At 59.8% G+C, this 15,484-nt stretch carries 11 protein-coding genes and 2 pseudogenes; 8 read left to right on the top strand and 5 right to left on the bottom strand.

The window, feature by feature from the left end; translation table 11 throughout:
- Positions 1 to 114 precede the first annotated feature (114 nt).
- Positions 115 to 1,326 (top strand): cytochrome P450, encoded by a 1,212-nt coding sequence (locus ADT71_RS17955; protein WP_231635987.1) that lies wholly within the window; start codon positions 115 to 117, stop codon positions 1,324 to 1,326.
- On the top strand, positions 1,323 to 1,517 hold the full coding sequence (locus ADT71_RS17950; protein ID WP_054438973.1) for a ferredoxin: 195 nt from the start codon (positions 1,323 to 1,325) through the stop codon (positions 1,515 to 1,517). The genes ADT71_RS17955 and ADT71_RS17950 overlap by 4 nt, the downstream gene beginning before the upstream one ends.
- 205 nt (positions 1,518 to 1,722) lie before the next feature.
- On the opposite strand, the gene ADT71_RS17945 is transcribed toward ADT71_RS17950, so the two are convergent.
- The 4 genes from ADT71_RS17945 to ADT71_RS17930 all read right to left on the bottom strand — a co-directional run bounded on the left by ADT71_RS17945 (position 1,723) and on the right by ADT71_RS17930 (position 6,536).
- A complete protein-coding gene (locus ADT71_RS17945) occupies positions 1,723 to 2,592 on the bottom strand; it encodes a VOC family protein (protein WP_054438966.1) in 870 nt (289 codons plus the stop codon).
- A 118-nt stretch (positions 2,593 to 2,710) separates the two neighbouring features.
- Positions 2,711 to 3,862: a sulfotransferase gene (locus tag ADT71_RS17940; RefSeq protein WP_054438964.1), complete on the bottom strand. Its 1,152-nt coding sequence runs from the start codon at positions 3,860 to 3,862 to the stop codon at positions 2,711 to 2,713.
- Positions 3,863 to 4,429: 567 nt separating this feature from the next.
- Complete coding sequence (locus tag ADT71_RS17935; RefSeq protein ID WP_054438962.1) at positions 4,430 to 5,623, bottom strand: IS91 family transposase; 1,194 nt, start codon at positions 5,621 to 5,623, stop codon at positions 4,430 to 4,432.
- 4 nt (positions 5,624 to 5,627) lie between these two features.
- Complete coding sequence (locus ADT71_RS17930; protein ID WP_054438961.1) at positions 5,628 to 6,536, bottom strand: tyrosine-type recombinase/integrase; 909 nt, start codon at positions 6,534 to 6,536, stop codon at positions 5,628 to 5,630.
- A gap of 552 nt (positions 6,537 to 7,088) precedes the next feature.
- Here ADT71_RS17930 and ADT71_RS17925 point away from each other — a divergent pair.
- A pseudogene (locus ADT71_RS17925) lies at positions 7,089 to 7,415 on the top strand (IS3 family transposase); the annotation flags it as partial.
- Positions 7,416 to 7,515: 100 nt separating this feature from the next.
- Here the strand turns inward: ADT71_RS17925 and ADT71_RS17920 are convergent.
- A complete protein-coding gene (locus tag ADT71_RS17920) occupies positions 7,516 to 8,157 on the bottom strand; it encodes a TetR/AcrR family transcriptional regulator (protein ID WP_165913198.1) in 642 nt (213 codons plus the stop codon).
- Between the two features lie 392 nt (positions 8,158 to 8,549).
- Between ADT71_RS17920 and ADT71_RS17915 the strand changes: the two genes are divergently transcribed.
- From ADT71_RS17915 to ADT71_RS17895, 5 genes and pseudogenes are all read left to right on the top strand, one after another.
- On the top strand, positions 8,550 to 8,858 hold the full coding sequence (locus ADT71_RS17915) for a Dabb family protein (protein ID WP_054438956.1): 309 nt from the start codon (positions 8,550 to 8,552) through the stop codon (positions 8,856 to 8,858).
- A gap of 1 nt (position 8,859) precedes the next feature.
- Entirely contained in the window at positions 8,860 to 9,813 is a 954-nt protein-coding gene (locus ADT71_RS30510; RefSeq protein ID WP_082370423.1) for a DUF1080 domain-containing protein, read from the top strand.
- Positions 9,814 to 9,815: 2 nt separating this feature from the next.
- On the top strand, positions 9,816 to 12,848 hold the full coding sequence (locus ADT71_RS17905) for a glycoside hydrolase family 9 protein (RefSeq protein ID WP_054438953.1): 3,033 nt from the start codon (positions 9,816 to 9,818) through the stop codon (positions 12,846 to 12,848).
- A gap of 367 nt (positions 12,849 to 13,215) precedes the next feature.
- Positions 13,216 to 14,213 (top strand): annotated as a pseudogene (locus ADT71_RS17900) (rod shape-determining protein).
- 133 nt (positions 14,214 to 14,346) lie between these two features.
- A complete protein-coding gene (locus ADT71_RS17895; protein WP_082370422.1) occupies positions 14,347 to 15,432 on the top strand; it encodes an alpha/beta fold hydrolase in 1,086 nt (361 codons plus the stop codon).
- Positions 15,433 to 15,484: the final 52 nt, after the last annotated feature.

Genomic DNA, 15,484 nt, shown 5'->3' with positions numbered 1-15,484 from the left:
AGCCATCGCCACCCGCTACGATCAACTGGCCAACAGTTTCCTTGGCATGGTCCATATCGCCACCGCCAGATACTGGCTCAAATTTGTCCACGCCGCCTAAGAGATCAGTCTCCTGTGGTCCGCGAGCCGCATCAGGGTATCGTCATGGTGACGGGCTATGACGAGGCCGTTGAGGTCTACAACGATCCTGCTCGCTTCTCCTCCTGCATGTCGACGACAGGCCCATTCGCAGGTTGCCCCATTCCCCTGGAAGGGCACGAAAACGAAGACATTTCCGAGCTGATCGAAGCCTACCGCGATCAGACGCCATTCAGCGACCAGTTGCCGACGATGGATCCGCCGGTGCATTCCGAGCATCGGTCCCTGCTGATGTCGCTGATCACACCGAAGCGCCTCAGGGAAAATGAGGAGTTCATGTGGAAGCTGGCGGACGAGCAGATCGATACTTTTCTGTCTCGCGGCGAATGCGAATTCATGGATGCCTTCGCCCAGCCCTTCGCGGTGCTGGTCGTATCCGATCTTCTCGGCGTGCCGCCTGAGGATCGGGTCGAATTCCGCAAGCATCTGATCCGGGTGGAACAGGAAAGCGGCGGAGCCGTGGTCGGCGGTACGGACGGAGGAGTCCACCATTCGCCGCTCCAGTGGCTCTACGATACCTTCTCCGCCTATATCGAGGATCGCAGGCGCAATCCCCGGGAGGACATCCTGACCGGGCTCGCCAAGGCGACTTTTCCTGGCGGGGCAATCCCCGAGCCGCTTGATGTCGCCCGGATCGCCGCCAATCTGTTCGCCGCCGGGCAGGAAACCACAGTGCGCCTACTCAGCTATGCTTTCAAGGTGATCGGCGAGCGTCCCGATTTGCAGCAGAGATTGCGCGAAGACCGCAGCCTAATCCCCAATTTCGTCGAGGAATGTCTTCGGATCGAGGGGCCGGTCAAAGGCGACTTCAGGCTGGCCAAGAAGCCCACAACTCTCGGCGGTGTCGATATCGCGGCGGGCAGCTTCCTCTACATTTCGAACAGCGCGGCCAACCGCGATTCGCGCAAGTTCGAGAACCCCGGTGAGTTCGACATGGCCCGCAAGAACGCCCGCCTGCACGTGGCATTCGGCGCTGGTCGCCATGCATGCCCGGGTGCCCCGTTGGCACGAGCCGAGGCCGTCGTCAGCCTCAACCGCATGTTCGATCGGACCAGTGACATTCGAATTTCCGAGAAGGTCCATGGTCCAGCCGACGCGCGCCGCTACAGCTACCTGCCGACCTTCATTTTGCGCGGGCTCACGCACATCAATCTGGAGTTTGATCCGCAGGAGGCGCCGTCCCGATGAAGGTCCGCATCGATAACGACCTATGTGCGGGTTTCGGCATCTGCGTGGGGATTTGCCCAGAAGTGTTCGAACTTCACGACGACGGCTACGCATCCGTACTGGTGAGCGAAGTTCCGCCTGAATTGGAGGAACTGGTGCGCAGAGCGGCCGACCAATGCCCTGCCCGCGCAATCTTCGTTACTGAAGATTGATACGCCGAAGGGATATCGAACAGCCCGATATGGCCGACACCGGCGGAGACTGACGATTCAAAGCGAGGCTTGCAGCCTCGCCGGATTGGGGCCTTCGCCGATTTCTCCAGTATCCTGTCAGTCATCTGGCGCTATGGCATGGATCAGATCGAGCCCGGTGTCGGGAGCATTTCGCTATCTGAAAGCATCGAAAAGGTTTGCTCCGTTAGCTATTCGCGGTGACGAATTCGTGTCGACCCCCGAAGAAATCCGCCGGATCGATCGCAAAGCCCGCTGAGACGCAGGCGACCTCGGTCATTCGCAAATTGCGCTTCTCGAAATGCTGGCGCGCCAGTTGCTCGTCGGCAATTCGCCACACCAGGGCGTAAATGCCGTTTTGCGGCTTGTTTAAAAACGCACCTAGCGGCCCTTGCTGAGTATCGTCTGGCTGGATGAACGCGACCTGGATATCTCCAATACCAAGCAGTACCCGGCGACCGCGCTGAGGCAGCGATGTCGTTTTATCCTCGATGATACGGCCGTTTATGACTGAGGTAAAAAAGTCGACTGCCTTATCTATTTCACCTGTAACACACGCGATGTGATCCAACTGTAGTACCGATGACGCATGGCCGGTACCGACGCCAGGGCCCCATCCACCGGGGCGATCGTATGGATCGTTCGGCATTGTAGAGGAGCAAACCTCCAGTAATACCCCGCCCGTTGTTTCAGGCTTTACGAAGAAAAAGAAACCATAGTCGCTTGCGACAACGCCGCCGGCGCCCCGGATTGCTTCGCTCGCGGCAGGGCCGTCTTCGACCTTGAGCTCGAACGAGTGAAAACTCTCACCGATCTTGCTCGTCATTCGAGCAAACCCTTTGCTCATGTCATCGCGCGTCCGCGGTGCCATGGGTTCGATTGAATGGTTTGCAACATACAGAAGTGCACAGTCACGATCTTCTGCTGGAAAATAGTTTTCGGCAAAAACGAGCCCGCCCAGTGCGTCCTGGTAGAGCAATCTGCACGCATGCAGATCGTAAGTGGCATGAATTGTGTGAATTACACGTTGAACGACGATTGGCGAGAAATCGCTCACACTACCCCCTTTAAATTATAAGTTACGCGAGTATTGGCGATTCATTGATTGCGATCACTGCCGAAAGACGGCGGCCTGATGAAGGGGCCCAGTCCTTCAACTAACCAATCGCCGAAGACTACCCCCGGTCCATCGCCAAGCCGAAATTGACGCAATAATCTGCGAAGCGCTCGCGGATTTCGCCAGCTACGAGCCCGTAATCGGCCAGATCGTAGGTGTGCTTTCCAAAGCGGTCCTTCGGCTTAGCTTCAAGGTAACGTTGCATGTTGGCTTCCGCTTCGGCGCTAAAATCGTCTCCGAAGCGGGCGTAGAGGCAGCGCATCGTGCCAAGCGGATCGCGAATCTGCTCGGTATAAAGAATGTCGTGGATCGCATCGTGGCCGTGGCGCTGTCGGAACGCGCTTTGGCGGGCGATCATCAGTTCGAAGGTTTCCACCATGTCCCGACCTATGGCTTCCCGGTCTACGCTGTCGCTGAACATGCGGCGCACGTTCCAGACCAGGCTGCATGCCGATCCCACCACTTCCACCGGATCGCGGTGCGTCATCACCAGCCGGGCGTCGGGATAGACTTCGTGCAGCGCGTCAAGATAAAGCGGGTGCCACGGATTCTTCAGCGTCCAGCGGCCCGGCGCCTGCGACTGGAGTAACTGAAGCAGGCGCTTCTGATAGCGAAAAGCTGGCAAGTAGTCCGCTTTGTCCAGGAACCAGCGGTGATAGCTGGGAATGTGATACTGCGAATCGAACACTTGTGAAACGAAGCTGGGCGCCATCGAAAACTGACATTCGCAAGGACTATCGGCGTCCTCGTGATGAATTGCAGCGATGTGCGGCACCATCTTCAGCGAATGATCCAACTGCGCCTGAGCAGCATCATAACGCGGACCGGCATGGAATTCCTCGGGCTTGGGCGGCGGCACCGAAGCGAATGCTTCCCATCGCAGGAAGCAGCGCCGCGCTGTGTCTTCGTTTAGCAGGTTGATTGTCAGTGTCGTCCCCGTGCGCGGCAGGCCGAAAACGAAAGTCGGCTTCTCCACGGGCTTGTCCAGAATTTCCGGATGACGTGCTATCCAGTCCTCGACCCGCATGCGATTGGCAAGATATTCGGCGGCATTTCGGGTGAAGACGGCAAGGCCCATCGGAGTCAGGGCCGCCTCCCCCTGCACCGCTTGGGCCAGGATGCGCAGAGGCTCGCGGATTTCCGCTTCGTCCCATTCGACATTGCCTGATAGCTCGCGGGCACTGTTAATGATCGTTTCGGCAAGTGTCATAGGCCCTCTCCGGCTCTAATTTCGGAATTGAGGCCTCTCTATCATGATAGTCGTCGTTCAACTGCCGCTCCAAATCGCCGAACGACAAATGATCGATACGGCGATTGCCTTGGTAATGGATTGAAGTGGCCCGGGTGCCCGAAATTTGATCGCGCTAGCCTTGCACGATGGTCAAGACCCCGCCTCCCGACGCGCTCTAACGTGTTCCCGGCGGATACGGTCAGGCTGGATTCTGGATCTATCCATCAAAAGCTGTCGGCCAGCTGACGTGAAGAGTTTCGGGCGCCGGTAGGCGTACGAAAGTCTCCGAGGCACGAACCCGCGGGCCCCACTCACTGGCCTATGGGTATTTCGCTTTTTGGGCTGCCGGGCTGGCGACGGAGCGGCGACGCGAGTGCCACTGAACGGACAGATAGAGTTTGATTTCGCCTTCTGATCGGCGGCCATCGAGGCGTTCCAGCAGCCGATCCAGTGTTTTATGAGGAGCGCTCTGACCATTCGGCGCAAGGCGGGCCCATAGCCAAAGCGAGAGCGCTATGGCCCACGAGGGCCGCGATCCATGCCGGGTCATGGAACGGCTTCCCGGTGTTGCAGGGCTGCATGTGGCGGTGCGCGAGGTTGGCACCAGCGCGTGAATGTCTCGATGACGATCATGTGGCCGCCGCAGCAGGGGCACGGCGGAAGCGGATCGTTGGCGACCTCTTCGGCACAGGCCGTTGGCGAGGTGGCAACCTCGAGCAATTGTCGTGCGAGGGCGAGGCTTGCCTTGCGGGATGAGCCGGCAAGCAGGCCGTAATGTCGGATGCGGTGGAACCCGCGGGGCAGAACGTGGAGCAGGAAGCGGCGGATGAACTCATCGGCGGTCAGGGTCATGACGCGCTGACGCTCGGGACCATCGCGGCGATAGTCCTTGTAGCGGAAGGTCACGCCGGTTTCGTCGAAGCGCAGAAGGCGCTGGGTAGAGATGGCAACGCGGTGCGTGTAGCGCGACAGGTAGGCGAGCACGGCCTGCGGGCCGGCAAAGGGCGGCTTCGCATAGACGACCCAACGCTTGCAGCGAGTGGGCCTGAGATGCCGCAGGAAGGCTGTGCGCTCCGACAGATGGGCCATCGATCCGAAGAAGGAGAGCCGGCCTGCTCCGTGAAGCTGCATCAGCCGGGTCAGGAACAGGCGCCGGAACAGCTTGCCCAGAACCCGTACGGGCAGAAGGAAGGCGGGGCGCGACGAGATCCATCGGGCATTGTCGGGCGCAATGCCGCCGCCCGGGACGATCATGTGCACGTGGGGATGATGTGTCATCGCCGACCCCCAGGTATGCAGTACGGCGGTGATGCCGATACGGGCGCCGAGATGCCTGGGATCGGCGGCGATGGTCAGCATCGTCTCCGATGCGACCCGGAACAGCAGGTCGTAGATCGCGGACTTGTTCTGCAGGGCCACCGCTGCAATCTCCGCCGGCAATGTGAACACGACGTGGAAGTAGCCCACCGGAAGCAGGTCGGCCTCGCGCTCTTCCAGCCAGGTCCGCGCGGCGGCGCCCTGGCACTTCGGGCAGTGCCGGTTGCGGCACGAGTTATAGGCGATCCGCCAATGGCCGCAGTCCACGCAGGCTTCGATGTGGCCACCGAGCGCGGCGGTCCGGCAGTTCTCGATTGCCGCCATGACCTTGATCTGGGCCAGGCTCAGATGCCCGGCATGGGCAGTCCTGTAGCCGGGCCCAGCGCTGCGGAAGATATCGGCGACCTCGAGCGAGGCGCGCAACGGCTCAGCCGTCAGGTGCGACCGGCGGCGGAACGACGATCCCGAGCTTGTCGAGCGGGCTGACCACGGCATGGACGGTGCGTGTCGCCACCTTGGTGTAGAAGGCGGTGTTCTCTAGCTTGGCATGGCCGAGCAAGGTCTGGATGATCCGGATATCGATCCCGTCCTCGAGCAGGTGCGTGGCGAAGCTGTGGCGCAGCGTATGCGGGCTCACGTGCTTGGCGATCCCGGCGGACTGGGCAGCTTCGACGACCACGCGGTGAAGCTGCTTGGTGCTGATCGGCTTGAGGTAGTGCTGGCCGGGGAACAGCCATCCGTCGCGGTGCATCACGCCTTCACGGTGCCCGATCTTCCACCACTCGCGCAGGAGGGCGAGCAAGTCGGCCGAGAGCATGGCGTTGCGATAGCGGCCGTCCTTGCCGCGTTCGACGCGGAGCAGCATGCGCTCGCTGTCGACGTCGCAAACTTTGAGCATCGACACCTCAGCCACGCGCAGTCCCGCGCCATAGGCAACGGCCAGCGCGGCGTGGTGCTTGAGGCATGTCGTGGCCTGCAGCAGGCGCGCGACTTCCTCGCGGCTCAGCACAACCGGCAATTTGCGCACGACCTTCTCACGATAGAGCCGCCGGGAGAGATCTGGTCGATCCAGCGTGTGCGTGAAGAAGAAACGCAGCGCTGCAACGACGCTGTTCATGGTGGGAGACGGCATGCCCCCTTCGCGCTGCTCGACCTGGAAACGGCGCAGGTCTTCCGCAGTCGCCTTGTCGGGAGGACGTCCAAGCCAAGTCGCGAAGCGTGCAACGTCGCGGATATAATTGCGCTTTGTCTCGATCGAGAAATGGCGCAGTTCCATGTCTTCGATCAGGCGCCGGCGCAGCGGGCTGATGGGGGTGGCGGAAATAGACTCGATCATCGTTCGCTCCTTGGTTGAAAGGAGCCGGAATGCTCGACCTACCGCCCGCTACGCTCAATCCCCGGGCGACCCACGATCCGTGCAGGAACCTCGCCGATTACGCCCTCCGCGAAGCGGTTCGTGCACCGGCAAGAGCTGATGCTCAACCTGCGGCGACGGAACGTCGGGGTGCGAAGGTCGGATTACTCGGGGCGGCCGCCCCAAAGGCGACGGTCGCGAAAGTTCCATTGCCAGCCGTTCATCATGGTCGCCCTGTCGGTGAACGAATGGCCGCTTCGGAGATGCTCGGAGGTGCTGAAAGGCGGCTCTGCGGTTCGGGAGACGACCCCGATCTGTCAATCGAAGCCAACGTGCTACGATACGCAAAGCGATTCGGAATTTCTCGCTACCCAGTAAAATTGTGGGTTCGATTTCCTGCAACCAGCCCACCGTCGAGTGGGGTACAAAGTGGGGTATCGCGAAAGAGCGCGATTACATTTTCTCTTTTAATTCAATGGTTACTTGGTGCTTTTGACGGACACCCTGTCCGCCAACGGTCCTTCCCAAGACATCCCAAAACAACGGGTATTGATCCACTCGGATCAAGGCTCGCAGTTCACCAGCATGGACTGGGCGGCCTTCATCCGGGCTCACAATCTTGAGCATTCGATGAGCCGGCGCGGCAACTACCATGACAATGCGGTGGCAGAGAGCTTCTTCTCGTCGCTCAAGCGAGAACGCATCCGGCGCCGAACCTACAAAATGCGCGACGAAGCCCGGCAGGACGTGTTCGATTACATCGAGATGTTCTACAATCCGCTCCGCAAGTAGGTCAGGAACGGGATGCTGTCACCCGCACAGTTCGAGCGGCTGCAGATTTTGAAAGCGGAAGGCGTCTAGAAAACTAGGGGCTACTCAGGCTACTCAGCCCTCCACAAGGCCCCGCTGACCTGTTGGAGGTGTTTTTCCGCGTACCGTTCTGCGTTTTGAGTGGTGAACTTTAGACGCTTCTCTGCGAAATCTCAGCCAATGCCATCCACCCGTCGACAATGAAATGAGTCAAAAGCCCGACTAAGTGGGCTGCTTCGTCGGGGTGCAATTGTCCGTCCGCAGTCGGCCGATCTCGCTCGATCACTATCCGCAGCGCTGCCAGGATCATTTCAAATCCGGCGTCTTGTGACGTCGCATCCATCTCAGGGAAAAGTCGAGCAAGCTCGAGGCGGAATCTGTTGCCGTTTGGATAGATGAATTCTTCCAGCAAACCGCGAGAGGCACTGGCAGGGTCATGTGCCTCCTTGACCATGATCGCGACGAAGTGCCTGCCGCGTGGATCACTAAGCATCCGGGCGGGGCCATCAAAAAAAGCCCGCACTACGGCCCGAAGTTGCTCCTTTTGCGGCGCATCAGAAGCAGGCTGCTTCTCTAAGAGCAAAGTGCCTGCATCCACTTGGCTGATCCAATTCTCCCAAATTTCACGGTAGAGCGTCTCTTTCGTACCGAAGTGATACGGCAGTTGTCCCAGGTGAACACCTGCGGCTCCAGCAATTGCTCGCATTGATACGCCCGCAAATCCCAGTTTTGCGAACAGGGGTTCTGCAGCTTGGAGGATCCGCTGCCGTGTCGAAAGTTCGGGATTTGCCATCAGTCCTCCCATGGCTGCTGGCGCCCCTGCCATCAATGCCACCACTCGAATTATGATTTGTACGGCCGTACAAATGTCAATATGCAGACCCTGTCAACGAGAGATCAACGGGTCGTGATTCGTCACATCACCGAACAAATCCTTGCTGTTTGGGAGAGTTTTTATGGGGCATCGCGGGGACTGCGTGTCTCGGCTGATCGGGCCGCAAGCTATCGTCGGCGCGGCTACCTACAGCCGCCGCAGGTGACGACCCACGAGAAAAGACCGGCGCTTGGGTCGGAAGCCCGCCGGCCCATTCGCGAATGGTACGAATGCTTTGTCGATTACCCGAGCGTGCACCGACAAGGTCAAATTACCGATCAGTTCCGCCGCTCCGAAACCGAGGGAAGCCGATGTACATTCACATCTTTTTGTTTCGCTGGAAGCCTGATGCGACAGCCGATGACTGCTCGCGTGCGACCCACGCAATCGAAGGTTTCCGCGGCGAGATTCCCGGGCTGCTCGAAGTTGCAGTTGGACCGAACGTTGCAGTCAACCACGGGGGCTACGGTTTTGGCGGATATCTGAAGTTTGCGAACGCAGCGGCTTGCGCAGCGTATGCAGACCATCCTCTCCACGTAGCGCTTCTCGAATGGCTGTTGCCGCTGATCGAGGCTGTGGAACTCGACCTCAATCCCAGCAAGTTCGAAGGAACACCTTGAGATGAGCACCAGATTGGCGGTCGCGATGGCCGGACTAAGCGTTGCCGCGGCAGGAGTGACCCAGACAATCTTGGCTGCTCCCCCGCCGGCCGCTGATCTTCCACCGATTCAGATTATTCCAGGCACTCCGCCATTCAAAATCCAAAAGCTGGCGCTGGCCGAAGTTCCGCGACCGAGCGGAAAAGCGGAATCGCTCTTTAACGGCCGCGATCTCAGCGCATTCACGCCGTGGCTCGGCAAGCCAGGGGGCGGCATGATCTTTCCCGGTGCCCCGGAGCAACCGCTGGGAAGGACCGGTATCGGCGACATATTCCGTGTTGTCCGGGTAGACGGGGCTCCCGCGATCTATGTCTCCGGTCGTACATGGGGGGCACTCAATACGCGGCGAGCCTACTCGAAGTACCATCTCAGCCTGTCTTATAAATTCGGCAGGCAATGGTCGCCCGAGACACCGCCGAACAGCGGCGTGTTGTATCATAGCTTTGGCAAGGAGGGCGCCATACTGGGTGCTTGGGCTAGCTCGGTTGAGTTCGAGATTTCCCCACCCAGGACAGGCATGGTCATGCCGGTCGGGCTCGGTGTCCGCATGGATGTGACAATCGGTGAAGGTTCTGAAAAAGGGTCGATGGGCGGACCCGACTATCGTTTCCTAGCCGGGGGCAGGCTTGCCACCATCCGTATGCCGACCCAGGTCCGGCAGGCAACCGATGCCGAGCATCCACTCGGGCAGTGGAACCGGCTCGATCTATATGTCGCCGGCGAGAACTCTGTCCACGTCATCAACGGCGAACCGGTGATGGCATTGTCCAATCTCAAGGCCATCGGAGACGACGGTAAAGCGCGGCCGCTCACCAGCGGAATGATCCAGCTCCAGTCCGAAGGCACCGAAATCTATTTCCGCGACATTCGGATCGAACCGATCACGACCGTTCCGCAGATTGTTGTTAGGAATTGAACATGAAGGTAACGCAAGCTGCGCCTCGGTTCGATGTAACCCGCAGAGGACTTCTCAAATCTACTTCGACGCTGGCCGTCATTAGTTTGATGCCGGGCCAACTGGCCGCCGCGGGCATAGGCCGTGGAACTTCCACTTCAGCGATGTGGCAAGGGCGCTGGCCGATCCGTCCTTTGCTCAAGGCGGACCTGTCAAAGCTTCTGGACGAAAAAGGTCGCGCCAAGCCTGTCCATGAGCGCAGGCTGATCGATGACATGGAGTCTGACAATGGCTGGGTAGCATCTGCGGCGGTCTCGCTAAGCTACACCAGCGAACGGGCGCGATCCGGTAGCCGTTCGCTTCGGTTCAGCACGTTGCTACGTAACGAGGACTACATTCGGGCTGCGCGCCGCCCCAACGGCACGTTCCAGGGTGAGGGTGTGCTCTTTGAAGGGCAGCCATTCGCAGCTTTCGCACGACGCATCTTCAAGGAGCCACAGGACTGGAGCGCGTTCAATCGCATTTCCATGTGGGCTTACGTCCACCCGACTACTAATCCGGTCAATGTGATATCGCTGCAGTTTACCTGTGAAGGCGCCCCAGCAGGCCCACTCGATCCGGTTGCAGTGCACTACATTGGCGACCTGAAACCGGGTGAGTGGAATCATTTGGTGTGGGAAATTCCCGAGCAGCACCGCGATCGCGTTTCCGAGTTTATGATTTTCCAAACGCTTTCCGGTGTCAGCATCGGCGGAGCGGACACGCGTATCACTTATGATTTTGATGAGCTGGCAGTCGAGAGGATCGATGCTGAGCAGCCTAAGGGCTGGGCCATTGCCCCTGGAACCATCGCCTTCAGCCACGTCGGCTATCAACCTGCCGGACCAAAGATCGCCATCGCACACGAGGGCTCCCACTCATTTCAGATTGTTGAAGCTGATAGCAACCAGGTAGTGGCGACCTTGGACGCCGCCCCGGTCATTAACTCGCGCGGCTCCTATCGTAAGCTGGACTTCACCTCTTTCAGTAAGCCTGGGCGTTATCGGCTGCGGCATGGCTCGACCACCAGCGATCCCTTCCTGATTTCCGACGACGCCTGGGAGCCAGTGATCGAAGCCACGCTCAACGCCTTTTACGGGTTGAGGTGCGGCTTCCCTGTGCCAGGTGTCCAGGATGCGTGCCATCGGGACGTCTTTGCGCTCTACAAAGGAGAAAAGCGCAGCGTCGAAGGCGGATGGCATGATGCCGCAAACCTGACCCAGAGCCCCTATCGAACCCACCTCTCGATCTACGCGCTGCTCGATTTGCACGATGCGCTTAAACTACGCGGGAAGTCGGCGCTGGCCGAGCGCGCATTGGAAGAAGCTCTCTGGGGCTTGGACTGGTCGGTTCGTACTCGCTTCGCTCCGGCTCAGCGCGCGCTCTACAACCATGTGTCCTACTGGACCGACAGCAAGGTCGGCACCGCAGACGATGTCATTCAGGACGACGAGCGCAGTTCAGTTGGCCGGGATGATTTCCAGAACATCCTCGGTGTTCTTGCTGGTGCACGCTCTGTGCGAACTTTGCGGACGCGGGATGCCAAGCTTGCATCGAATGTGCTCAAGGCTGCGCGCGAGGACTTCGCTCTCGTTGCGGCGGCAATCCAACCTCCGAAGGATGCTCCTCCGCTCGAGATCAACCAGCCGAGTTGGCGGGACTTTGTCGGCTATGCGACGCTGGCTGCCGTCGAAATGTACCGCGCAACGGGCGAGCGGCAATACGCAACCGAAGCGGCTCGCTTTGCCAAATGGCTCGTGGCCATCCAGGAACGCACCTTTATCGACGGCATTGGCATAACCGGCTATTTTTACGAAGACGCTGGAAGGACACGCATAGTCCACGAATACCACAACAGCTTCGAAGACTGCGGTCTTCTCGCGTTCTCGGCGCTCTGTGATGCGCTGCCCGATCACCCTGACTGGATGGACTGGTACGCGGGGTTGGCAATCTACGCCGATCATTTCTGTGTGACGGGCTCAGAGGCATCGGACCCATTCAACATCATTCCAGCGGCGGTCTGGCGCAAGTCTGACCTAGACGCTCCGCAACCTCTTGATCGGACGGGCATGATGCTAGCGCAAAAGCCCAGCGCTGTGTTCCCCACACCGCCCATGCCGGACGTAATCCGCCGCCAAATGCAACAGCAGTACGATGCCGGAACCTCGCTCGGACCCAATCATACCTTGCGCATCTTCCCGCTCTGGTACGATCACGTTCGTAAGGGATCGAGTACGGTTCATATGAGCAAGACCATCGGTCTCGGTGCAGCGGCCGCGACGCTCCAACGAGCCGACCTCTCCGACTTGGCAGCGCGTCAGGTTCAGTGGGTCCTCGGCGCAAACCCATTTTCCCGCTCGCTTCTGTACGGCGTAGGCAACGCGTTTTGGCAGAATTTCACAGTGGCACTGCCAAACTTCGTTGGTGGCATGTCGCTCGGGTTCAATTCCTATGAGGAAGACGCGCCCGCCTGGGGTAACAATGCGGTGTTCCCGTACAAGGAGATGTGGGTTTACTCGAGCTGTCGCATGGCCATGAATTTTTCCCGCGTGGGAATTGGCGCTCGGCTGCAGGGAACAGCACCACAGGGAGCCGAGTTCCGGAACTCGCGAACAAAGAAGACGACTCGGGTGCGTCCGGGCAAGTTTGATCTGCAACTCGATGCCGGTCGTTACGATGTCCGATATGGCTCCATCGAAAGGCAGCTGACCGTCGCCGACGCCTCTTCTGTGGTTCTGTCGCTGGATCCACTGCGCACTGCAATCCTCTCGGCAACTTCGCGCCTAACTGAGGGCGGACGGCACCAAATCGATCTGACAGTTTACGGTGCGGGTACACATGAACTGACGGTCCGGACGTGGAACGCTGCAGTGAGCGGTCCCAAGCAGGTCATCGCAACACAAACGGCAAAAACCTATCCGATTTCACTTGAAATCACTGATCCGTCAAAACCGTGGATCGTCGCGTTTGGTACGGCGAATGAACCCCACAATATGCTGACGATCAGCGGTAAGTAAACATGGAATAGTATACCAATTCCTGTTTCTGGATCCAATTACTTGTTACGCAACGTGCGCAAGATCGATGCGCAACGTTGGCGGGGCTGGCCTGCCTTATCTGGCAAAAGCCGGCAGCACGAAAAGGCTGAAAAGAACCAGGACGATCGCAGCTGCAGAGAGAATGCCGATCAACGAATGGGCTGATACTTTACCGCGCGGCGGTTGCCGTTGAAGAGGCCCCCGTAACGGCTGAAGCCGATGGGACGAAGGCGTCCGTGCATCGGGTAGCAGGCCCATAGAAAGCTGGTCCGTCCAATGAGAAACGCCCGAAAACGTCCGGAGAGTTGTTGAAGACAACGATCCAGCGGGCTGCTAGAGGGCAGCCATGGCTTCAATTTTTTCCTTGAAAAAGCCGGAAATCGCGATTGATTTCGGCACTGCGAATGTTCGCGTGGTTCATCGCTCCGATGGCATTTTGTTCGATGAACCTTCGCTTTGCTGCTTCACTGGTCCTTCGGGTGCCGAGCGACTTCTTGCAGCCGGACAAAGCGCGCGGGCGATGGTGGATCGCACGCCAAGCCACATGCGGATCAAGCGTCCGCTTCGTCGCGGAGTCCTGCAGGACATCGATGCGGCCACGCACATGCTCAGCTATGCGCTGCGCTGCGCGATGGGACGCACACGGCTGGGCCGGACGCGCGTCCTGATCGGGGTGCCTTCGGATGCCACTCAGGCGGAGCGGGCAGCGCTTCTTACCGCGGCAAGCGACGCTGGCCTGGCCTCGGTCCGGCTTGTCCCCGAACCGCTGGCCGCCGCGATCGGTGCCGAATTGCCCATCGAGCGTCCCTCCGGAACCATGATCGTCGAATGCGGCGCCGGTACCAGCGAAGTGGCGATAATATCGCTTGGCGGCATCTGCGGGACGCGATCGGTACGTGTCGGCGGTGCATCGCTGGCCCGTGCCATCGCCGACGATCTGCACCTGCGGCACAAGTTGCTCGTCGGCGATCTCACCGCGGAACGCGTGATGGAGGAGTATAGCAACCACGCGCAAAATGGCGATCGTTCCGTACCGATCGAGGTCAAGGGACGCAGCCTTCGCACTCAGATGCCGGCTATCCTGTCGCTCTCCTGCGCAGAACTCGATCTTGTCGCGGAGAAGCATTTCCGCGTGATTATCGAAGCCGTACGCCAACTGCTCAGCGAAACTCCGCCGGAACTCAGCCATGACATTCTGGCGACGGCATCGTGCTGACCGGCGGAGGCGCGCTTTCGCCCTTGCTCGGCTCGCTCATGTCAAAGGAAACCGGCCTTTCGGTGCGGACGGCAGCCGATGCGTGCGGATGCGTGGTGCGAGGACTGCAGGCGATGCTGTTGCATTGAGCCTCGAAGAGAGAGGCCACGATACGGAAGGCAAGCCATTGATTAGCAGCGCTTACTACTACATGCGCATTTAGCCATCTAATCATGGAATTTTCCTGGCGCTACCTTCTCCCGGAAAACAGGAGAAAACGCCATGTCGCGACGCGCGATCACATCTGCAGCGATGCCGCTCCTGTTGGCGTTGTTCGCCGTATCCGCGCAGGCCGCGCCCTCCCCCCTCGTCATCAGCGAACAAGGCAGTTTCGCGGTCGGTGGAACGATACACACCGAACCCGGCACCTTCGCCAACAACGCTCCGACGGCAGCGGGCCAAAGTCTCCACGCAGACCATCTCTATGCGTTCTATCAGGTGCCTGAAAAGCCGAGGCGGCTGCCTGTCGTGATGCTTCACGGTGCCTATCAGTCGGGGCGGAGCTGGGAAACCACGCCGGATGGCCGCGAAGGTTTCCAGACGATTTTCCTGCGCCGCCACTTCACGACATATGTCGTGGACCAGCCGCGCAGGGGGCGAGCCGGCAACAGCAGCGTGGCGGCGGCGATAGAGCCCGCGCCCAACGACCAGCTCTTTTTCGATCAGTTCCGCCTGGGGGCCTGGCCGGAATTCTTCGGCGGCGTGCAGTTCGATCGCCGGCCGGAGACGCTGGAGCAGTTCTTCCGTTCCGTCACGCCGAACACCGGCCCTTACGATGCCAGGGTCATTTCGAGCGCCATGACCGCGCTGCTCGAAAAGACCGGGCCTGCAATCCTCTTCACGCATTCGCAGGGCGGCGAGCCCGGGTGGCTGACCGCCATGGCAAGCCCGAATGTAAAGGCCGTGGTGGCATTCGAGCCGGGCAGCGGGTTCGTCTTTCCGAAGGGGGAGGCGCCGCCGGAAATGCCCAGTGCCGCCGGGACATTGAAACCGGTGGAAATAGCGCCTGCGGACTTCGCCCTGCTCACCCGCATTCCCATCGCGATCTTCTACGGCGACAATATCCCCGCCGATCCGACCGCCGAGCGCGGGAAGGATAACTGGCGGGTTCGATTGGCCATGGCGAGACTGTGGGTGGACTGCGTCAACCGGCATGGCGGCGACGCCCGCCTGATCCATCTGCCCGACCTCGGCATTCGCGGAAACACGCACTTCATGATGTCCGACCTGAACAACCTCCAGATCGCGGACGAGGTATCGAAGTTCCTTGCGGCAAAGGGGCTCGATCAGTCGGAGCACCCGCAATGACCGGTTCCATCCTCCATCGTAGCCTACCGCTCGTCCTCACCTCCACGAAGCT

The sequence above is a fragment of the Novosphingobium sp. ST904 genome, assembly GCF_001298105.1.
Classification (GTDB): Bacteria; Pseudomonadota; Alphaproteobacteria; order Sphingomonadales; family Sphingomonadaceae; genus Novosphingobium.
Note: the sequence above shows the minus strand (reverse complement) of the source record. Positions and strands in the feature narration are given on the sequence as shown.

Bases quoted from the DNA above. Each gene is read 5' to 3' on its own strand.
- ADT71_RS30510 (WP_082370423.1), top strand. From the start codon at position 8,860: ATGAGCACCAGATTGGCGGTCGCGATGGCCGGACTAAGCGTTGCCGCG.
- ADT71_RS17905 (WP_054438953.1), top strand. From the start codon at position 9,816: ATGAAGGTAACGCAAGCTGCGCCTCGGTTCGATGTAACCCGCAGAGGA.
- ADT71_RS17940 (WP_054438964.1), bottom strand. From the start codon at position 3,862: ATGACACTTGCCGAAACGATCATTAACAGTGCCCGCGAGCTATCAGGC.
- ADT71_RS17895 (WP_082370422.1), top strand. From the start codon at position 14,347: ATGTCGCGACGCGCGATCACATCTGCAGCGATGCCGCTCCTGTTGGCG.
- ADT71_RS17915 (WP_054438956.1), top strand. From the start codon at position 8,550: ATGTACATTCACATCTTTTTGTTTCGCTGGAAGCCTGATGCGACAGCC.
- ADT71_RS17950 (WP_054438973.1), top strand. From the start codon at position 1,323: ATGAAGGTCCGCATCGATAACGACCTATGTGCGGGTTTCGGCATCTGC.
- ADT71_RS17920 (WP_165913198.1), bottom strand. From the start codon at position 8,157: ATGGCAAATCCCGAACTTTCGACACGGCAGCGGATCCTCCAAGCTGCA.
- ADT71_RS17930 (WP_054438961.1), bottom strand. From the start codon at position 6,536: ATGATCGAGTCTATTTCCGCCACCCCCATCAGCCCGCTGCGCCGGCGC.